The sequence below is a fragment of the Enterobacter sp. FB genome (genome assembly GCF_000805795.1).
Lineage (GTDB): Bacteria > Pseudomonadota > Gammaproteobacteria > Enterobacterales > Enterobacteriaceae > Enterobacter > Enterobacter roggenkampii.
In genome coordinates this window covers 958,867-978,973 of sequence record NZ_JSZC01000013.1, presented here as the reverse complement: position 1 = coordinate 978,973, position 20,107 = coordinate 958,867, and the positions used below count along the sequence as shown (strand labels likewise).

The 20,107-nt window shown below is 57.6% G+C and carries 20 protein-coding genes; 7 read left to right on the top strand and 13 right to left on the bottom strand.

The window, feature by feature from the left end; translation table 11 throughout:
- Positions 1–10: 10 nt before the first annotated feature.
- From PI91_RS11560 to osmE, 6 genes are all read right to left on the bottom strand, one after another.
- Positions 11–1,366: a 6-phospho-beta-glucosidase gene (locus PI91_RS11560; RefSeq protein ID WP_039266160.1), complete on the bottom strand. Its 1,356-nt coding sequence runs from the start codon at positions 1,364–1,366 to the stop codon at positions 11–13.
- A gap of 109 nt (positions 1,367–1,475) precedes the next feature.
- On the bottom strand, positions 1,476–2,294 hold the full coding sequence (chbR, locus tag PI91_RS11555; protein WP_039266159.1) for a transcriptional regulator ChbR: 819 nt from the start codon (positions 2,292–2,294) through the stop codon (positions 1,476–1,478).
- Between the two features lie 29 nt (positions 2,295–2,323).
- Positions 2,324–2,671: a PTS N,N'-diacetylchitobiose transporter subunit IIA gene (chbA, locus tag PI91_RS11550; RefSeq protein ID WP_021241072.1), complete on the bottom strand. Its 348-nt coding sequence runs from the start codon at positions 2,669–2,671 to the stop codon at positions 2,324–2,326.
- A gap of 46 nt (positions 2,672–2,717) precedes the next feature.
- Positions 2,718–4,076, bottom strand: coding sequence for a PTS N,N'-diacetylchitobiose transporter subunit IIC (gene chbC, locus PI91_RS11545; RefSeq protein ID WP_008500675.1), 1,359 nt, complete (start codon positions 4,074–4,076; stop codon positions 2,718–2,720).
- 79 nt (positions 4,077–4,155) lie between these two features.
- Positions 4,156–4,473: a PTS N,N'-diacetylchitobiose transporter subunit IIB gene (chbB, locus tag PI91_RS11540; protein WP_008500676.1), complete on the bottom strand. Its 318-nt coding sequence runs from the start codon at positions 4,471–4,473 to the stop codon at positions 4,156–4,158.
- A gap of 284 nt (positions 4,474–4,757) precedes the next feature.
- Positions 4,758–5,099, bottom strand: coding sequence for an osmotically-inducible lipoprotein OsmE (gene osmE / locus PI91_RS11535; RefSeq protein WP_008500677.1), 342 nt, complete (start codon positions 5,097–5,099; stop codon positions 4,758–4,760).
- A gap of 221 nt (positions 5,100–5,320) precedes the next feature.
- Here osmE and nadE point away from each other — a divergent pair, with 221 nt between their 5' ends.
- On the top strand, positions 5,321–6,145 hold the full coding sequence (gene nadE / locus PI91_RS11530; protein ID WP_032651538.1) for an ammonia-dependent NAD(+) synthetase: 825 nt from the start codon (positions 5,321–5,323) through the stop codon (positions 6,143–6,145).
- Between the two features lie 115 nt (positions 6,146–6,260).
- Entirely contained in the window at positions 6,261–7,139 is an 879-nt protein-coding gene (cho, locus tag PI91_RS11525; protein ID WP_032655410.1) for an excinuclease Cho, read from the top strand.
- Here cho and ves read toward each other — a convergent pair.
- From ves to PI91_RS11490, 7 genes are all read right to left on the bottom strand, one after another.
- Entirely contained in the window at positions 7,117–7,674 is a 558-nt protein-coding gene (ves, locus tag PI91_RS11520) for an environmental stress-induced protein Ves (RefSeq protein ID WP_021241069.1), read from the bottom strand. The two genes, cho and ves, sit on opposite strands and share 23 nt — an antisense overlap.
- Positions 7,675–7,970: 296 nt before the next feature.
- Complete coding sequence (gene spy, locus PI91_RS11515; RefSeq protein ID WP_032651537.1) at positions 7,971–8,465, bottom strand: ATP-independent periplasmic protein-refolding chaperone Spy; 495 nt, start codon at positions 8,463–8,465, stop codon at positions 7,971–7,973.
- Between the two features lie 338 nt (positions 8,466–8,803).
- Positions 8,804–9,769, bottom strand: a complete 966-nt coding sequence (gene astE, locus PI91_RS11510) for a succinylglutamate desuccinylase (protein ID WP_032651536.1) — start codon at positions 9,767–9,769, stop codon at positions 8,804–8,806.
- Between the two features lie 10 nt (positions 9,770–9,779).
- Complete coding sequence (gene astB / locus PI91_RS11505; protein WP_032651535.1) at positions 9,780–11,105, bottom strand: N-succinylarginine dihydrolase; 1,326 nt, start codon at positions 11,103–11,105, stop codon at positions 9,780–9,782.
- A complete protein-coding gene (astD, locus tag PI91_RS11500) occupies positions 11,092–12,579 on the bottom strand; it encodes a succinylglutamate-semialdehyde dehydrogenase (RefSeq protein WP_032651532.1) in 1,488 nt (495 codons plus the stop codon). Before astD ends, astB begins: the two co-directional genes overlap by 14 nt.
- Positions 12,576–13,610 (bottom strand): arginine N-succinyltransferase, encoded by a 1,035-nt coding sequence (gene astA, locus PI91_RS11495; protein WP_008500686.1) that lies wholly within the window; start codon positions 13,608–13,610, stop codon positions 12,576–12,578. The genes astD and astA overlap by 4 nt, the downstream gene beginning before the upstream one ends.
- The gene (locus PI91_RS11490; protein WP_039266158.1) at positions 13,607–14,827 is read right to left on the bottom strand and encodes an aspartate aminotransferase family protein; all 1,221 of its coding nucleotides are present in this window, start codon (positions 14,825–14,827) and stop codon (positions 13,607–13,609) included. Before PI91_RS11490 ends, astA begins: the two co-directional genes overlap by 4 nt.
- Before the next feature lie 433 nt (positions 14,828–15,260).
- Between PI91_RS11490 and xthA the strand changes: the two genes are divergently transcribed.
- The 5 genes from xthA to PI91_RS11465 are packed head-to-tail and all read left to right on the top strand — an operon-like array spanning position 15,261 to position 20,055.
- Complete coding sequence (xthA, locus tag PI91_RS11485) at positions 15,261–16,067, top strand: exodeoxyribonuclease III (RefSeq protein ID WP_008500688.1); 807 nt, start codon at positions 15,261–15,263, stop codon at positions 16,065–16,067.
- Between the two features lie 6 nt (positions 16,068–16,073).
- Positions 16,074–16,757 carry a TVP38/TMEM64 family protein gene (locus tag PI91_RS11480; protein ID WP_039266157.1) on the top strand — a complete coding sequence of 228 codons (684 nt, stop codon included), beginning with the start codon at positions 16,074–16,076 and terminating at the stop codon, positions 16,755–16,757.
- A gap of 15 nt (positions 16,758–16,772) precedes the next feature.
- Positions 16,773–17,933 (top strand): ABC transporter substrate-binding protein, encoded by a 1,161-nt coding sequence (locus tag PI91_RS11475; protein WP_052232742.1) that lies wholly within the window; start codon positions 16,773–16,775, stop codon positions 17,931–17,933.
- Positions 17,906–19,435 (top strand): thiamine ABC transporter permease, encoded by a 1,530-nt coding sequence (locus PI91_RS11470; RefSeq protein WP_032651523.1) that lies wholly within the window; start codon positions 17,906–17,908, stop codon positions 19,433–19,435. The genes PI91_RS11475 and PI91_RS11470 overlap by 28 nt, the downstream gene beginning before the upstream one ends.
- Positions 19,435–20,055 (top strand): ATP-binding cassette domain-containing protein, encoded by a 621-nt coding sequence (locus tag PI91_RS11465; RefSeq protein ID WP_032651519.1) that lies wholly within the window; start codon positions 19,435–19,437, stop codon positions 20,053–20,055. Before PI91_RS11470 ends, PI91_RS11465 begins: the two co-directional genes overlap by 1 nt.
- Positions 20,056–20,107 lie beyond the last annotated feature (52 nt).

The window sequence follows — 20,107 nt, the reverse complement described above, 5'->3', positions numbered from 1 at the left end:
GTGCGTCCTCTTATTGCTGTTTGAACTTCAGCTTCTCGATCGTGGCGACAAAGTTCGGCAACCACTTTTCATGCGCCAGGATCATCTCGCTGGCCAGCTGCTCCGCGTCGCGGTCAGAATGCACCAGCGGGCTGAGGTTCAGGGCCAGCAGCACGTCATTGAGCTCCCCGCTCAGCGCCGCGTTGCTTGCTGCCACTTCAAAGCCTTTGATGGTATGAATCAGCCCCATGACCTTGTCATCGAAGTGGGTGATACGCGGATGCGGTTTAGCCCCCTCGCGCCCCAGGATGCAGGTCATTTCAACGGCCCAGTCAGCCGGAATATTGTCGACATGGCCGTGATGCGGGACGTTAACATAGTGCTCCGCCTGCTTATCGTTGTAGATGGCGTTGATCACTTCACACGCCGCATCGGAGTAATAGGCCCCGCCGCGCTGCTCCAGCTCTTTCGGTTTGACGTTCAGGTTCGGGTCTTTATACAAATCGAACAGCTGCTTTTCGACCTTCTGAACGATCTGCGCACGCGCGCCGCCCTTATAATACTCGCCCATTTCGATGGCCAGCATCTCTTTCTGCTTGAAGTAGTAAAGCAGGTACGAGCAAGGCAGCAGATTCAGCGAGCGGATCAGCCCTTCGCTGAACGGCAGGTCAAAGATGTTTTTCACCGATGCCGCCGTCAGACGACCGGAGGCTACGCCGTCGAGGAGCTCGGCAAAGCGCGATTCTCCGTTCACGATGACATCTTTAATAAACACCATGTGGTTCAGGCCGAACAGATCGATGGAGAGATCGTCGTTGTCGGTCAGCGCCAGCACGTCGCGGATGAACATCTTCATGCCGATCGGAATATTACAGACGCCGATAAAGCGCTTGAAGTTCGTATGACGATAGACCGCCTCGGTCACCATACCGGCCGGGTTGGTGAAGTTAATGACCCACGCGTTCGGGCAGATCTCCTGCACGTCTTTGACGATGTCGAAAATCACCGGGATGGTGCGCAGGCCTTTAAACAGGCCGCCCGCGCCGTTGGTCTCCTGCCCCAGATACCCGTGGCTCAGGGGAATACGCTCGTCCAGCTCACGCGCCTTCAGCTGGCCGACGCGCAGCTGGGTGGTGACAAAATCCGCATCTTTCAGCGCCAGACGACGATCGAGGGTTTTATGCACGGTCAGAGGCACGCCTGCTTTTTCCACCATGCGCTTGCACAGGTCGAAAATAATATTCAGCTTCTCCTGACCTTCCTCAACGTCTACCAGCCATAATTCGCTGACCGGTAATTCATGATAACGTTTCAGGAAACCTTCGAGTAATTCCGGGGTATAGCTGCTGCCGCCACCAATGGTTACGACTTTTAATTTCTTCTGCATAATATCTCCCTTAGCGTATCAGGTTAATCGCCTGCAAGGTATAGCGTGCTCTTCCCGCTATTTGGGCAAGCCATTAAAGCAATATTCGTGGCGGGTAATCCGCCGACAGTTAATTAATTACCGTCAAATTTTTCCGGTAACTGTTCGGTGTGAATGACGTCAATTTCTTAAAGGTTTTAATAAACAGGCTGGGGCTGCTGTATCCTGACTCGTATGCAATATCGGTAACAGAATAGTTGGTAATTTCCAGCTGTTTTTTAGCAAAATTAATGCGGATTTCATTAATAATTTGCACGGGCGTTTTACGGTAATAACGCTGCGTCGCGCGGGTCAGATATTCCTGGGATTTGCCCGACAGGGAGACCATATTTTCCAGCGCATTTTCGCTGAACTGGCTTTTATCGTGCATCAGCTCAACGGTGCTGCGCAGCCATTGCGGAATATCATCCGTCACCTGCTGCTCTTCACGATGATGGCGCAGCCGGTTCATCACGTAGAAGGTCACCGTTTCAATAAACTCATCAAATTCATTGTCGCGGAAGTTAAGCGAGGCGATAACCGTTTCAATCCAGGTCATGAACTCGTTTTTGACGCGATAAACCTGGGAGGCCACAAAGCAGAACGGCGCCAGCGGCAGATAGTGCTTCTCGAAGAAACGTCTGCTGACGCCCACATTCAGAATGCGGGTGGCACCAAATTCGTAAAAGCTCTGGTGATAAGACCCCATCGGCAGGAAGACAAAATCCCCTCGTTCAAGCAGAACGCGCTTACCGTTGATCTCCTGGTAGTAGCGGCCGGTCAGAACAATCGTGAACTCGTAGTAGTCATGCTGATGCAGACCGCTGGCGCTCTCCGTCTTGTTGTAGATAACCACGTGAAAATTTTTGCCATTAAACAGCTGCTGTTCAAGTGCGGTTTTAATTTCCATCGTGCTGACCTCCTGCTACTCAGTCTGACTTACTGCATCTTCTCGTGAAGCTCAATAAGCTCCGCCACCAGCTCGCGTGCCAGCATCGAGGTCATCAGGTGATCCTGCGCGTGGACCAGCACCAGGCTGACCTTCATCTTCCCTTCGCCCTGATCGCTTTCAATCAGCTTTGTCTGCACCAGGTGCGCTTCGTTCAGCGCCGTGCGGGACTGTTCCATCATGGTTTTCGCGGCGGCGAAATCCCCCTGCTTGGCCTGCTTCAGCGCGGCGTAGGCCAGGCTGCGGGCCTGCCCGGAGTTGATGATAAGCCCCATCACCACTTCTTCGAGATCGTTCTCGACGGCTTCGTCTGCGACAATATTATCCAAATCTAACATCTTTAAGCTCCTTGTGGCTGGCGCGGGTTTCCCCGCGCCGTCAATCTTAGAATTTCAGTGAGAGGGCGATATCCTCTTCGCTCTCTTCTTCATCAATGATGGTGGCGGCTTTGTTCGCAATCGCCACGAACGGCATGTACAACAGGGTGGCAATCCCGAGGTTAAATATCGCCAGCAGGAAGGCTGCGACGCTGCCGTTGGTGTTGAAGAAGGCGCCCAGACCCGCTGGCATGGTCCACGGTGCAATGTTGGTGACCGGTGGAATGATGCCCATGTAATACGCCGTCAGGGTGATAGCGGCCAGCAGCGGCTGAACCAGGATGAACGGAATGAACATGACCGGGTTCATGATGATTGGCAGACCGAACAGAATCGGTTCGTTAATCTGGAAGATGCCTGATGGCAGCGCCAGCTTCGCGACCTGACGGTAGTCTGCGCGACGAGAGACAATAAAGACCGCGATGATCAGACCCAAGGTTGCCCCGGTACCGCCCAGGAAGATATAGGAGTCAAGCATCGGCTTCGCCCACACATGGAAGGTTTTACCCGCTGCCAGCGCCGCGTCAACGGAGCCGTACTGCTGATAAAGTGCAACGTTTTCCAGTGCCCACGGGGTCATAATTCCGCTGTCCAGCGCGGCCAGTGCCAGTGAACCATGCACGCCAAAGAACCACAGCAGAGAGGTGAAAATTACGTACGCCCAACCGACCACGCCACCCATTGACGCCAGCGGCGTAGAGATAGAGTCCATGATGATCTGGTGGAAGTTTGTGCCCCAGTGGGAGAGCGCCCAGGCGATAATCCCCATGATAGAGAGAATAATGAAACCTGGAATCAACGCGGAAAATGAACGGGAAACGGAGGCCGGTACGCTATCCGGCAGGCGGATCACCCAGTTGCGACGGATAATAAAGGTGAACATCTCTGCCACCACCAGGCCGATAACAATACCGGAGATGATGTTAGCCCCACCCAGCCAGTTGGCGCCCACAGCATAGGCTTCACCGACGCTGTACGGGGTCACTGTCATAAAGGCGGCGACGGATAATAACCCGGCGGCCAGCGGGTCCACCTTACGCTCTTCTGCCAGCGCCATCCCAATAAAGAAAGGCGCCATCAGCGACATAATCCCCAACGTACCGTTATAGACGTTGCCGCCGATGGCTTTAAAACCATTAAGGGTTTCAATTGTGGAAGCGTCTAACCGAATTCCTAATGAATAAAAGAAGGAACCTTCACCAAAGCTCAGAAAAACGTTGTTAATTAAAACGAACATGGCCCCGGCCAGCGTCAACGGCATTAATTTAATAAAGCCGTTTTTGATGGCATTAACGTGAGGCTGCTTTCCTATTTTAACAGCAAAAGGAAGGAGTACCTTTTCAAGTGAAGCGATGACTTTACTCATAGGAAAATACCCTTAAATGCCGTAACGCATGTTACGGCGTATTGTGTGTGAAATAACTCTTTGACGGGAAAAATAAAAATTAATTAGCAGCTTTTTTAATCGCTGCCACAGCAGCTTTAAGAACACCTAAACCATCAATCTTGCCGTACAGCCCCGAGTCGATCACTTCGACCGGTTTATTGGGTAACAGTCGTTGAATTTCGGGCAACATATAGGCAATTTGCGGTCCCAGTAAAACAACATCGGCTGTCTGACCTTTTTCGCCCGCCAGCGTTTCCGGGAACGCTTCGATCACCACAGGGACTTCATACTTTTCAGCCTGCGCACGCATCTTTGACACCAGAAGCGAGGTTGACATGCCCGCTGAGCAGAACAGGTAGATATGTTTCTTTTCCATCGTAATTTCCCTCTTGTATGACTACCTGCCGTCGCGTTCTCACTCGACTCGCTGTCCCGGCAGACAGGTAGTTTGCGTACTGTTGTTTATCGTTGGAGTGAGTATACGCAATGGTACAGACAGGGGATAATTCTGAACAGACTCAAATTGTCTCTCATTGACCTGGCTTGTTGACTACCCTCACATTTCGGGCAAATAATTCGCGAAAAGAAATAAGATTTTCCGATGCATAAAAAAACCGGCCTCAGGGCCGGTTTGTTAACATCCTCAGGCAAGCAGGGTGACTACGCCTTAGGTGCCTGCGGGTCAGTATCGTATTCAGCACAGGTCTGATAGCCGGAGTTGATCACATGACCGGTATCATCCAGGGCGACAAAGTAGGTTTCTGCCTTACCATCACGTTGACCCAGAATGTAGGTCTGGCAGGTCCCTTTCGCATGAATCATGGTGACTTCGGAAGAAGGTTTACCGGCAATCGCAGCGACCTGCGAACGGGTCATCCCTTTTTTGACATCTTTTACTACGGGCTGCGTAAATTGATCCTTGGTGCGATCGTAAGCCGTACACCCTGCCAGCATAGTCAGTACCGCCGCTGCGCTAAGAATTCCTGCTACGTTCTTGTTCATATTCCGTCCTCTTGTTTATCAGCGTGTTATCTAAGCATGGGATAAAAAGTACTATTGTTCAACTTTGTGCGTTACGCCAGACGAATTTCGGAAAATTCTAATAAAACAACGATAACCTGCTAAAACGGCGTAAATTAGCGCACTCGAAACTGTGATCCTTGTCGTTTTACGTCCAAAGGGTTAGTTTTAACAGTTAACACATTCTGTTTATGGAGAGCGTGATGACTCTGCAACAAGAGATTATCCAGGCGCTGGGCGCGAAGCCTGCGGTAGATGCACATGAAGAGATCCGCCGCAGCGTGGATTTTTTAAAAGCGTATTTAAAGAAGAACTCTTTCCTGAAATCTCTGGTGCTGGGCATCAGCGGCGGCCAGGATTCAACGCTGACCGGTAAGCTCTGCCAGATGGCCATTTCAGAGCTCCGCGAAGAGACGGGCGATGAGACGCTGCAGTTTATCGCTGTGCGCCTTCCTTACGGCGTACAGGCAGACGAGCAGGATTGCCAGGATGCAATCGCCTTCATTCAGCCTGACCGCGTGCTGACCGTGAATATTAAAGGCTCGGTGCTGGCAAGCGAGCAGGCGTTACGCGAAGCGGGCATTGAGCTGAGCGATTTCGTTCGCGGCAATGAAAAAGCCCGCGAGCGCATGAAAGCGCAGTACAGCATCGCCGGGATGACCAAAGGCGTCGTGGTCGGCACCGACCATGCGGCCGAAGCGATCACCGGCTTCTTCACCAAGTACGGCGACGGCGGCACCGACATCAACCCGATCTTCCGCCTGAACAAGCGTCAGGGCAAGCAGCTGCTGGCCGCGCTGGGCTGCCCTGAGCATCTGTATAAGAAAGCGCCGACAGCTGACCTTGAAGACGATCGCCCTTCCCTGCCGGATGAAGCGGCCCTTGGCGTCACCTACGACAACATTGATGATTATCTGGAAGGCAAAAAGCTGGATGAAGGCACCGCGAAGATCATCGAAGGCTGGTATCTGAAAACCGAGCACAAGCGTCGCCCACCGATTACGGTGTTTGACGACTTCTGGAAATAAATGCAAAACGGTAACCCCGTTTTGTAGGCCGGGTAAGGCGTCGCCGCCACCCGGCTCTTTTTTAACCACCACACTCCTGCTACACTGTATACCTGAACAGTATATGGAGCAGTATGTGAGCAGGCGTCAATCCGCCCCGCGTCTTGAGTTTGAAGCGGCGGCTATCTACGAATATCCCGAGCACCTTCGCCCCTGGCTTGAAGCATTGCCTAAACAGCCGGGCGTGTACATCTTTCACGGCGAAAGCGACACCCTGCCGCTCTACATCGGCAAGAGCGTTAACATTCGCAGTCGGGTGTTATCCCATCTGCGTACCCCGGACGAGGCCGCCATGCTGCGCCAGTCGCGACGCATTACCTGGTTCCAGACGGCAGGAGAAATGGGTGCGCTATTGCTGGAAGCGCGTTTGATTAAAGAGCAGCAGCCGCTGTTCAACAAGCGCCTGCGCCGCAACCGTCAGCTCTGCTCCCTGCAGATCAACGAAGGCAAGCCGCAGGTCGTCTACGCGCGCGACGTCGATTTTTCTCATGCCCCGAATCTCTATGGACTGTTCGCCAATAAACGTGCGGCACTTCAGGCGCTGCAGACGCTGGCGGACGAGCTCCAGCTTTGCTACAGCCTTTTGGGCCTGGAGGCGACCACGCGCGGACGCGCCTGTTTTCGATCCGCGCTGAAGCGCTGTGCCGGTGCCTGCTGTGGGAAAGAGAGCGTTGAGGCGCACCACGCCCGGCTCCTCGCCGGTCTGGCGGCCATCAGCGTGAAGTGCTGGCCCTGGGAAAGCGCCGTTGCGCTAAAAGAAGTGGGTGACGCGATGACCCAATATCACATCGTCAATAACTGGCTCTGGCTGGGCGCTGTCGAAGATATCAACGACGCGGCAACCCTGCTGCGCACGCCCGCCGGATTTGACCACGATGGCTACAAAATTCTCTGTAAACCTGTCCTGGCCGGTAAGTTTGAAATCATTGAGCTCAATGGCCTGGCAGCCACGTGATTTCGCTGAACAATAAGGTACCCTGAGCCTCCAGCAGACGCAGCGTATGGGTACCCTCCTCCCAGCTGGCGCCCTGATCGGCCGTCAGCAATTTATCACCCAGCTGCCACGCCCCGCTTAACACAAACACCACGCCCCCGCGTGTGCCAAAGGTGGTAAAGGTACGGTCAGCCACGCGCACCTTCGCCCGGCAGCAGTCGCGACGGGTCATGATGTTGAAGTCCATCGCCATCCGCCCATCGGACAGCAGCGCTTTCACCGGCAGGTCGCCGGCAAAGCTGTAGGGCTGATGGTGCTTCAGGGTATGGAAGAACGCCTGACCGGCATCCAGCGTCACCTCCCCGCCTTCCAGCAAGGTAATTACCCGATCGACGCCGGGAAAAGAGGAAAATTCGCCGTTGCTGGCGATAGTTGCGATACTGGCGCGCCAGTGAAAATCGCGCGTTGCGGGAGGGAAACAACAAATCTCACGCGTTTCACCCGCACCATTGCGCCAGAGGCTGACCGGCATCTTACGGATATCAAAGAACTCCATCACCACTCCTGAATGGCACAACCCGTGCCAGGGCAAGGATATTGCTATCGTTGCTGTCTTGTTTGTTATCGTTAGGTATTCACAACACAGTATCGGCAGCAGAGCGGGCAGGCCTTAGCGGAACGTTAATAAAAATTCTAACGCCATGACTCTACAAACATTCTCTGATGCGACTACAGGAGCATACCGCGCTGGCGGCGGCAGACAAGAGGGCAGGAAAGAAAAACCGCCGGTCCTGTCCACAGCGATTGCGCTTTTGTGGACAGGATCCCGGCGGTCTTAAGAGAGTGAACCGATTATTCGGTTGGTGCTGGCATTTTACCTTCCATCGCCGGACGTTCTGTCAGACGCTTCTCAAAATTCGCATTAAATTGTTTTTTCTGTTCCGGGGTCAGAATGTTGTAGATCTTGTTCTGGGTTTCCAGGTGAGCCAGCATACGGGCTTTGTGCTGCTCGGCCATTTTGTCGATCTGCGCTTCGGCTTTCGCCTTGTCGAAGCTGTCGCTGGCGATGATGTCATGCATGGCACGACGCTCTTCCATCGGCGGACGTTTCATCTGGTCGCGTTCGCTTTTCCGGATATCGCGGATCTGCTGTTTCTGCGCATCCGTCAGGTTGAGATCCTTAAACATCATCATCTCGTTGTGCATACCCGGGCCTTTATGATGCATCATCATTTTGCCTTCAGCAGGCGCGGCAGCGGTGGTGGCCGCAGTATCTGCGGCGAACGCCATGCTGGTAGCGCCCAGAGCCAGGGTAGAAGCAACAAACAGTGCAGTAAACTTACGCATAATTTATTTCCTTTCTTTCAGTTATTCTTCGGCGCTATGCCGTGTTGACGAGATTAACTTTACGGGGTTTATCGTCAATTAGTCAGAGCAACGGTAAAACAATGAAAGTGTAAAAAACAAATTTTCGCCAAATGTGGAGGAAATAAGGATAAAGCGTGGAGAGTTGCAACCAAAAATATTCAATACGATGATTTTAAAGCGATTTAGCAAAAGTATAACGGAGTGAAGGTGAATAATAAAGCAATTCACCAGGAATATTCTGCAAAACACGTTCACGCGCTTTAATTGCTAAGAAAAGGTATTTAACTTCCCCTCCCGGATGATGAGAGGGGAAAGGTTCAGGATATTTTTTCCAGCATCAGCCCGGCCCGCAGGCCAAACGCGACGGTTGGGTTAGGGAATAAAACATACTCGGTGGTTTTCTGCACCTCGTAACGTTCCTCGCCATCCTCGGCCAGCAGCGCCCCTTTGCGGAACGGGGTGAAGTTGAGGGTGTGTGCGGCCATGTGGAGCAGGAAGGCGTCGCTGCGGCGCGTGATCTGCTGTACGACCCGGTACCGCTCAACGGTCTGGTGCGTAGGCTCGGGAGCCGACCCGCCCAGCAGCGCCCGCAGGGCGAGATGCGTTGGCGCAAAGCGGGTGAGATCGTTTTCCCCAAACGGCAGCGCTTTCCCCAACTCCAGCGTACAGGACAACGCACCAAAGTGCTCACAGGTGAAGTGCGTAAAGGTTCCGCCCGGCGACTGGTGAAACACCAGCGCCTCCAGCCCGGCATCTCCCAGCCAGCTCAGGAAATCTTCCTCCCACGGCTGATTGCGCTGCGGCAGCACGCCGAAGCGGACATGGTAGGACGCGCGGATGGCCGTATGCAGATCCAGATGCCAGCGCACGGGACCCGCAGCGGCAAAGAACGCGGTCACCACATTCTCCAGCCACGCCGCCCGCGCCGTTTCGTCACTCTGCGGAAACTGCGACCAGCGCCCGCCGAACATGCGGTTAATGTCGCTCACCAGATACCGTTTGTTTTGCGCCAGCGCAGGGGGATTGCCGAGCACCACCAGCACGCGGCACTTCAGGGCAATTTCATTGCGATACAGCGCGTGCAGCAGCAGATCGACAATCTCAACGGGCGCCGTTTCATTCCCGTGAATGCCTGTTGAAAGCAGCAGCGAGAGATCGCTCTTTGCGGTCGGCGTCAGCTCAAGCACCCCGCGCCCCAGCCACCGCCAGCGAAATGAGGGGCCATCCCCCTCTTTCTGTTCCGGCGTTTCATCGGCCAGGGTCAGCGCCAGTAAATTTTCCATACCCACTCCTTTAGCGCTGGAACGGATAAACCGATCCCAGCTGCAGGATTGTCGACAACGCGTCCAGCGCCTCGCGACCTTCGCGCAGAAGCTGCGGGTCAACCAGATCGGCCTGCATTAGACGGTCGCGATAGTAGCGATCGACCCAGTCATTCAGGCGCGTAAAGAGCGTATCGTTCATCATGACCGCCGGATTAACCGCCTGCATTTCGTCCTGAGTCAAGACCACGCGCAGACGTAAACAGGCTGGACCACCGCCGTTGGCCATGCTTTCACGCAGGTCAAACACGCGCAGTTCGTCAATCGGGTTATCCGCCTTCACCAGCTCGGTCAGGTAGCGCCATACGCCCTGATGATCCCGGGACTCCTGCGGCAGGACCAGCATCATGCTGCCGTCATCGCGGCTGAGCAGCTGGCTATTGAACAGATACGTTTCAACCGCGTCCTGCACGCTCACCGCCTCCGTTGGCACCTGGACAGGCGTGAAGCCGCGCACGCGCTCATGCAGCGTGGCGAGCAGCTTTTCCTGATGGGCAAACGCCTGCTCGTGGCAGAACAGCACCTGGCGGTTAGAAACGGCAATCACGTCGTTGTGGAACACGCCCTGGTCGATCACATGCGGGTTCTGCTGGGCAAAAATCACCTGGGAAGGATTCACCTGGTTCAGGCGGGCAACCGCCTGGCTGGCCGCCAGCGTCTGACGGGCAGGATAACGGGTTGGCGCGACGTGGCCCCCCTCTTCTCGCCCGTAAATAAACAGCTGCACACCCGGCTCGCCATAATCGCCCCCCAGGCGGTTATGGTTGGCTGCGCCTTCGTCGCCAAACATCGCCACCTGCGGCAGGGCCTGATGCACCGCGAAATGGGCGTCCTGGTTGAAAATGGCGCGCAGCACGCGCTCGGTGGTTTCCGCTTCGGTGGCGCGGTGAAACTTGTTATTCAGGTTCGCTACCGTCAGGTGGACTTTGCCATCCAGCGTATCGGCTGACGGCGCGACGGTGGCCGCGTTGGCGACCCACATCGAAGAGGCGGAGCTTGCCGCCGAGAGCAGGTGCGGCGTCTGCGTCCCCGCTTTTTCGACCACCTGCTCATCGGTACCGCTAAAGCCGAGCTGACGCAGTACCGCCACGTTCGGACGCTCCTGCGGCGGGATCACCGCCTGCGGGAAACCGGCATCCGCCAGCGCTTTCATCTTCAGCAGCCCCTGCTTCGCCGCCAGCTTCGGGTTGGAGACCTGAAAACGGTGCTTCGTGGAGGCTTCATTACCAAAAGAGAGACCGGCATAGTGGTGGGTCAGCCCCACCAGCCCGTCAAAGTTGACTTCACGCGCTTTCATGACGGTCCCCTCCGGTAAAGTCCAGCCCCGGATTAAGCGTTTCCGGCAGCGTCAGCGCCGGGGTTTCCAGGCTCGCCATCGGCCAGGCACAGTAATCGGCGGCATACCACGCACTGGCGCGATGGTTCCCCGACGCGCCCACGCCGCCGAACGGCGCGGTGCTCGCGGCCCCGGTGAGCGGTTTATTCCAGTTCACAATCCCGGCGCGTGCTTCCAGCAGCAGTTGGTCAAACTTCTCGCGATGCGGCGAAATCAGCCCACTCGACAGACCATAGCGGGTCTTATTGGCCATTGCGATGGCGTCGTCAAAATCGTCATAGCGCCAGACGCACAGCAGCGGGCCAAAGACCTCTTCATCCGGCACGTTGCTCGCGCCGCTCATCTCAACGATGCCCGGCGTCAGCAGCGAGGCACCCGGCTGAACCTGTTTCGGTTCGAGCAGGGTTTTCGCGCCGCGCGTGACGTGGTCCTGCCAGGCCTTCAGCACGTTCAGCGCGGCCTGCTCGGAAATCAGCCCGCCGATAAACGGCTGCGGATCGGCATCCCACGCGGCTGGTACCAGACGCGCGCTCACCTCAACCAGACGTTTGAGGAACGCATCCCCCTGCGCGCCCCGTTTCACCAGCAGGCGGCGGGCGCAGGTGCAGCGCTGTCCGGCGGTAATAAAGGCGGACTGAATCGTCAGGTGCACCGCGGCGTCGATATCGTCAGGGTCTTCCACAATCAGCGGGTTGTTGCCGCCCATCTCGAGAGCAAGGATTTTTTCCGGCTGCCCCGCCAGCTGGCGATGCAGCTGATAGCCCGTCCCGGCGCTGCCGGTAAACAGCAGGCCGTCGATATCGCTCAGCGCGCTCAGCGCCTGGCCGGTTTCGCGTCCGCCCTGCACCAGGTTCAGCACGCCCGGCGGCAGGCCAGCCTGTTCCCACAGCTTAACCACCGCCTCGCCGGTTAATGGGGTGAGCTCGCTCGGCTTGAAAATCACGGTATTGCCTGCCAGCAGCGCGGGCACAATGTGGCCATTCGGCAGATGCCCCGGGAAGTTGTACGGACCAAACACCGCCAGCACGCCGTGCGGACGGTGGCGCAGCGTGGCCGCGCCGTCCGGCATCTCGGTGTGCTGTTCGCCGGTGCGGGTGTGGTACGCCTTCACCGAAATGGCGACTTTGTTGATCATCGCCGTCACTTCGGTTGCCGCTTCCCAGCGCGGTTTACTGGTTTCAGACGCGATGATGCGCGTCAGTTCGGCCTTATTTGCCTCCAGCAGCCCGGCAAACTTTTCAACAAGCGCCTGGCGCACGGCGAAAGGCTGTTTTGCCCACGCCGGGAACGCGCGGCGAGCGGCATGGCAGGCTTGTTCCACCTGCGCGGCGCTGGCGTCGTTCCCCTTCCAGAGCACCTCTTTTCCTACCGGATTGGTCTTTACGCGCTGTTCGCCTTCGCCCGTGACCCAGTCACCGTTAATCCATAATGTCATGCTGTTTTCTCCTCAGGGCAGAGACGCACCAGGCGAACCTTATCGCCGGCGTTACATTTCAGGGCATCCAGTTCTGCAGCCGTCAGCACCAGACGTTCACATTTCGGGTTGGTCCGCACCAGCATCGCACGGAAGTTGGCGTAATTTTCGTTCGCCACCAGGCATGCCGGCCAGTCGCCCGGCGCGGGCTGGCCTTCAGAGACCTCAACCAGCCGGCTCTTACGGATCGCGCGCACGCGGTCGATATCGCACTCAAGCGTAGGCCCACCGTCAAAGATGTCGACATAGTTGCGGTAGCGGAACCCTTCTTTCTCCAGCACCGCGCGGGCAGGCGCGGTTTGCGGATGCACTTCACCGATCACCGCCTGCGCTTCCGGGCTGAGGAAATGGGTATAGATAGGATGCTTCGGCATCAGTTCGGCAATAAAGGCTTTCTGACCCGTGCCGCAGAGATAGTCCGCCCGGCTGAACTCCATAGAGAAGAAGCGCTCGCCCAGGCTCTCCCAGAACGGTGAATAGCCGGTGTCGTCGATCACGCCGCGCATCTCCGCAACCACCTTTTCGTTAAAGCGATCGCGGAAGGCGGCCATAAACATAAAGCGCGATTTGGAGAGCAGATAGCCGTTGCCCTCCTTGCGCCACGCCGGGTCGAGGAACAGCGTGCAAAGCTCGCTGGCGCCCGTGTGGTCATTGCAGAGGAACAGCGTCGGCAGCGCGTTATAGACGTTCAGCTCTTTCGAGGCATGAACCATGGTGCCGACGCGGTAGTTGTACCACGGGTCGTTAAGCCCGACGGCCACTTCGATGGCGCAGATCCCGGCCACGGTCCCCGTGTCGGTGTCTTCCAGCACGAACACATACCCCTGTTCGCTTTTTGGCAACGTCCCCTGCCAGGTTTGAAGGGCGCGCTCAATGCGCGCCGACAGCGTTTTTTCATCAGCAGGAAGCGAGGTCAGCCCGCCTCCCGTCTTACCGGCAAGCTGCATGAGCCCGGCGAGATCGCCGCGCTCAACGGGACGGATGACCATCATGATGACACCCCGGATTTCACCTTTTCACACGCCAGCGCAAAGCGGTCCAGACCGGTTTGCACCTCTTCCTCGCTGACAATCAGCGCGGGAGCAAAACGCACGACGTTGGCACCGGCAATCAGCACCATCACGCCGACTTTTGCCGCTGACTGTGAAATAAGTTTAGCTTTTCCGGCAAACTCAGCGGTGAGCTCGCAGCCGATTAACAGCCCCAGGCCACGAATTTCTTTAAACAGGCCAACCTTGCCGTTGATGGCATTCAGGCGCTCAACAAACCAGTCGTGGCGCTGCTTAACGCCCTTCAGCACCTCAGGGGTATTAATGATGTCGAGCACCTGTCCGGCAACGGCAGTGGCCAGCGGGTTGCCGCCGTAGGTGGTGCCGTGGGTGCCGACGGTCATCACGCTGGCGAATTTCTCGGTGGTCAGCGTCGCGCCAATCGGGAAGCCGCCGCCCAGCGCTTTGGCGGTCGACAGCACATCCGGCGTGACGCCGTAGTGCATATAGGCATACAGCTCGCCGGTGCGGCCCACGCCGGTCTGCACTTCGTCGAAAATCAGCACCGCGTTATGACGATCGCACAGCTCGCGCAGCCCCTGCAGGAATTCCTTTTGCGCCGGAAGCACGCCACCCTCACCCTGCATCGGCTCGACGATCACCGCACAGGTGGTGTCGTTAATCAGCTCGCTGGCAGACTGCAGATCGTTATAAATACCGTGACGGATATCCGGCGGCAGCGGTGCGAAATCCTGCGAGTAGGAAGGCTGGCCACCCGCGCTGACGGTAAAGAGCGTGCGTCCGTGGAAGGCATTTTTAAACGCCACGATACCGCTCTTGTGGGTACCAAACTTATCGTGTGCATATTTGCGCGCCAGCTTCAGCGCCGCTTCGTTGGCTTCCGCCCCCGAGTTACAGAAAAAGACTTTTTCGGCAAACGTCGCGTCGATCAGTTTTTTGGCCAGGCGCAGCGCAGGCTCGTTGGTGAAGCCGTTGCCGGTATGCCAGAACTTCGCCGCCTGATCGTTCAGCGCCTGACGCAGCGCCGGGTGCGCATGACCCAGCGCGTTCACCGCAATCCCACCTGCAAAGTCGATATACTCTTTACCCTGCTGATCCCACAGGCGCGAGCCTTCCCCACGAACCGGAATAAAAGCCGCCGGAGCGTAAACCGGCATCATCCATTCATCGAAATTTTCACGCGTAATTGACAGAGACATAGCGACCTCATCCGGTAAATAAAAGGTTATTTGAATGTTAAATAATTGAGTGTTTGCACTGTGAATGTAGATTGCAGCCTTCGTGCCAGCCAGCGATAAAAATGCATAAACGGGTTGAGGTAACAGAATATCAATGAGTTACAATATGGAGTTATTCACTGTTAGTGCATAAAAAGTGAATATTTTTACGACAAGCGGCGCTTTGCCGCATGAAAATCAGAAAGAGTATGCACAGGCCAAATATAATTCTGGAATTGTGATCGCTCGCGAAATTTATCGGCCATTTACGCCCTGTTTGGGGGCGAAGCGCGTCAGAATGGTGCAAATATTGCACCACCGGCATTATCTGTTGCAGTTATTGGTCGAAGCCGGTAACAGTTGACGCAAATTCTGCTACCATCCTTGCACTATTCACCTTGCACTGGCAGCGACTATGAAATTTGTCTCTTTTAATATCAACGGCCTGCGTGCCCGCCCTCATCAGCTTGAAGCTATCGTTGAGCAACATCAGCCAGATGTGATCGGCCTGCAGGAGACAAAGGTTCACGACGACATGTTCCCCCTCGAAGAGGTGGCGAAACTCGGCTACAACGTCTTTTATCACGGCCAGAAAGGTCACTATGGCGTCGCGCTGCTCACCAAAGCGCCGCCGGTTTCCGTGCGTCGCGGCTTCCCGGGCGACGGTGAAGAAGCGCAGCGTCGTATTATCATGGCGGAAGTCCCTTCTGCGATCGGCAATATCACGGTCATCAACGGCTATTTCCCGCAGGGTGAGAGCCGTGACCATGAAACCAAATTCCCGGCGAAAGCGAAGTTTTATCAGGATCTACAGGACTACCTGACCACCGAACTCAAAAAAGAGAATCCGGTGCTGATCATGGGCGACATGAATATCAGCCCGACGGATCTCGATATCGGTATTGGCGAAGAGAACCGCAAACGCTGGCTGCGCACCGGCAAATGCTCCTTCCTGCCGGAAGAGCGTGAGTGGATGGAGCGCCTGCTGGGCTGGGGCCTGGTGGATACCTTCCGCAATGCCAACCCGGAAACGCAGGATCGCTTCTCCTGGTTTGACTATCGCTCTAAAGGCTTTGACGACAACCGCGGCCTGCGTATCGATCTGCTGCTGGCCAGTTCCCCGCTGGCCGAGCGCTGCATCGAAACCGGGATCGACTACGACATCCGCAGCATGGAAAAACCGTCTGACCACGCGCCGGTGTGGGCTAAATTCAAGCTGTAATGACGCGTGAACCTTTCAAAAACACTCTTCCTGTGCGCCCTTCTGGGCGCCTTTATTCTGGCGTTTATCATGCTTCCGCCGAGAACCCTCTCCCTGGAAGAGATTAAAACGCACCAGCAGGCATTACTCTCCTATGTCGACCACTCGCCGCTGCGCAGCGCGCTGATCTTCTTTGCGGTCTATGTGGCGGTCTCCGCCCTCTCGATCCCCGGCGCGGCGATCCTGACCCTGCTGGGCGGGACGTTGTTTAGCCTGTGGGAAGGCACTGTGCTGGTCTCGTTTGCCTCCACGCTTGGGGCCACGCTGGCGATGCTCGCCAGCCGCTATCTTTTGCGCGACTGGGTGCAACGGCGGTTTGCCCGGCAGATGAGTACGGTGAATACCGGCATGGCGCGCGACGGCGCGAACTTTCTTTTTGCCCTGCGCCTGATGCCGCTGTTCCCGTTTTTTCTGGTGAATTTGCTGATGGGGCTGACCCGCATGAGAGTATTTCGCTACTGGTGGGTCAGCCAGCTCGCCATGCTGCCCGCAACGGTGGTCTTTCTCAACGCCGGGCGCGAGCTGGGAAAAGTGACCTCGCTACGCGATATTTTGTCGCTGGGCATGCTATTCGCCTTTACACTACTGGGGTTATTGCCGTTGGTCACCCGCCGGCTGTTTTCCCGTTATCTCCCGTCTGCTAAAAAGTGAGGCATTATGCGCCGTGTGCGTTTTTGCGCGTTTCTGACCGGGCTGCTGCTGGCGGCCCCTCTGTATGCCGCCGACGGCTGGCAGGCCATTCAGCAACAGGCTAAAGGCCAGACCGTCTGGTTTAACGCCTGGGGCGGCGATCCGGCGGTCAACCGCTATCTGGAGTGGGTCAGCGGCGAGATGCAAACGCACTATGCCATTACCCTTAAAATTGTCCCGCTGGCGGATGCTGCCGACGCGGTAAAACGTATTCAGACCGAAGCCGCCGCGGGGCGTAAGACCAACGGCTCCGTTGACCTGCTGTGGGTTAACGGCGAGAACTTCCGCACGCTGAAAGAGGCAAACCTGCTGGAGACCGGATGGGCGCAGACGTTGCCCAACTGGCGCTATGTCGATACCCGCAAGCCCGTCACGGAGGATTTTGCTATCCCCACAGACGGCGCGGAATCGCCGTGGGGCGGCGCGCAGCTGACCTTTATCGCCCGTAAAGCCACCATGCCGACGCCGCCGACCGATCCTCAGGCGCTGCTGGCGTACGCGCAGCAGCATCCGGGCAAGATCAGCTATCCTCGCCCGCCCGATTTTACCGGCACGGCATTTCTTGAGCAGTTGCTGATGACGCTAACCGCTCACCCGGAGGCGCTGCAACAGGCCCCCGATAGCACCTTTGCCGAGGTCACGGCCCCGCTCTGGGATTATCTGGACACGCTCCACCCGCTGCTGTGGCGCGAAGGGAAAGATTTTCCCCCTTCTCCTGCACGGATGGATGCCCTGCTTGCCCGCGGCAGCCTGTACCTGTCCCTGACCTTTAATCCGGCCCATGCGCAGCAAAAAGTGGCGAGCGGCGAACTGCCCGCCGACAGCTACAGCTATGGTTTTCAGGGCGGGATGCTCGGCAACGTCCATTTTGTGGCGATTCCGGCCAACGCTAGCGCGAGCGCGGGGGCGAAAATGGTCGCCAATTTCCTGCTGTCGCCGCAGGCGCAGATCCGCAAAGCTGACCCTGCCATCTGGGGCGATCCGAGCGTGCTGGATGCGAAAACGCTGCCCGAAGAAGAAGCCAGACAGCTGCTGGCACACACGCCTCAGGGGCTGCCGAAGGTGCTTGCCGAGCCGCAGTCCGCCTGGGTGAACGCGCTGGAGCAGGAATGGCTGCGTCGTTACGGCACCCGCTGAGCGGGCTCGTCTGGCTGGCGATGGCGGTGATTTATCTGCCGATCCTGCCCGCCGGCGCCATGCTGCTTGCCCCGGCGTTTTCGCTGACAAACTGGCAGCGGCTGCTGAACGATCCGCAGCTCCCGCAGGCGGCCGTCGCCACGCTGGTCTCAACGCTCATCGCCACGCTGGGGGCGTTGTTCATTGCCCTTCTCCTCGTCAGCCTTCTCTGGCCCGGTAAACGCTGGCGACGTCTCACAACCCGCCTGCCGTGGCTGCTGGCGATCCCCCATGCAGCGTTCGCCACCGGCGCGCTACTGCTGTTTGCCGAGGGCGGCCTGTTTTATCAGGTCTGCACCGTGTGTTCGCCGCCGTTTGACCGCTACGGCGCCGGGCTGGGGCTGACGCTCGCAGTCAAAGAGAGCGCGTTTGTCCTGTGGGCCATTTATGCCGTACTGCCGGAAAAACGGCTCGCGCAGCAGAAGATCGTCCTGCAGACGCTCGGCTACGGGCGATTTCAGACGCTGAGCTGGCTGATTCTGCCAGCTATCGCGCCCGTCCTCGGGGCAGTCATGCTGGCGGTGCTGGCATGGTCGCTGTCGGTCGTGGACGTGGCGATCGTTCTCGGGCCCGGCAACCCGCCTACCCTGGCCGTGCTGGCCTGGCAGTGGTTAAGCCAGGGCGACGCGCAGCAGCAGGCAAAAGGGACGCTGCTGTGCCTGCTTCTCCTTCTGCTGCTGGCCGCGCTTGCCGCTCTGGGATACGGACTCTGGAAGGCATGGGTTCGCACACTTGCGGACCTCACCGGAACGCGTCCCCGGTCGCAGCGCGTCCTGCCTGAGCGGGCACTGAGCGGGTTTCTGCCCGCCTGCGGCGTCCTGTGCGCCGCGGTACTGCTGATGCTGGCGCAACGGGATGACGTTGGCCCGGTGGGAACCAGCCTCTCCTTCGGTCTGCTTTCAGCCCTGATTGCCCTGGTCGTCGGGTTACTCTGGCTGGAGTGGGGCCCGCAGCGCGGCACGCTGTGGGTATGGTTACCGCTCGCCCTTCCGGCCCTCCCGCTCGTCATCGGCCAGTATGCCATTGCGTTGCACCTGGGCATCGACGGGCACTACGCCGCCGTGCTCTGGAGCCACCTTCTGTGGGTATTGCCGTGGATGCTGCTGGTACTGCAACCCGCCTGGCGACGGATCGATCCCCAGCTTATCCTCACCGCCAGAACCCTCGGCTGGCGGCGGACAAAAATCTTTTTACTGCTGAAATGCCCGCTGCTGGTGCGCCCTGCGCTACTGGCCTTTGCCACCGGCTTTTCCGTCAGCATGGCGCAATACATGCCGACGCTGTGGCTGGGCGCGGGGCGTTTCGCCACGCTGACCACCGAAACCGTCGCGCTCAGCAGCGGGGGCAGCATCCCGATTCTCGCTAACCGGGCGCTGGGATTACTGTTGGTCACGGGCACGGTATTTGGTCTTGCCGCCCTGCTATCCCGGCTCGTGGGCCACTACCGACAAGGGTTACGTTAATGCTGAAGGTAAAAAATCTCACCATCGAACCGCTTTTCCGCGAGGTCAGTTTTTGCGTGCCCCGCGGGGAGATCGTCACTCTGATGGGGCCGTCCGGCAGCGGAAAGTCGACCCTTTTTGCCTGGATGGTCGGCGCGCTGTCAGACGATTTCCAGGCGCGGGGCGAACTGTGGCTCGACGCGCGTCGCTGCGACGCGCTTCCCGTGGAGTCCCGCGGGCTGGGTATTCTCTTTCAGGACGCGCTGCTGTTCGATCAGTTCAGCGTCGGGCAAAATTTGCTGCTGGCGCTGCCCGAGCGCATCACCGGACGCGCGCGTCGGGAGGCGGTCGCGCAGGCGCTGGATTCCGCCGGGCTGAGCGGCCATTACGCCAGCGATCCGGCCACCCTCTCCGGCGGGGAGCGTGCCCGGGTCAGCCTGCTGCGGGCCCTGCTCGCGGAGCCGCAGGCGCTGCTGCTGGATGAACCGTTCAGCCGCCTCGATAAAGCGTTACGGGCCACGTTTCGGGCATGGGTATTTGACGCCGTCCGCGCGCGCAATATTCCGGCGGTGCTGGTCACGCACGATGAGGACGATATTCCACCCGGCGGCGAGCTGATTGAGATTTCTCGCTGGCAATAATGTGCTAACGCAATGTTTTCCGTTTCGGGAGAGACGACAATGCCCCCCTCTT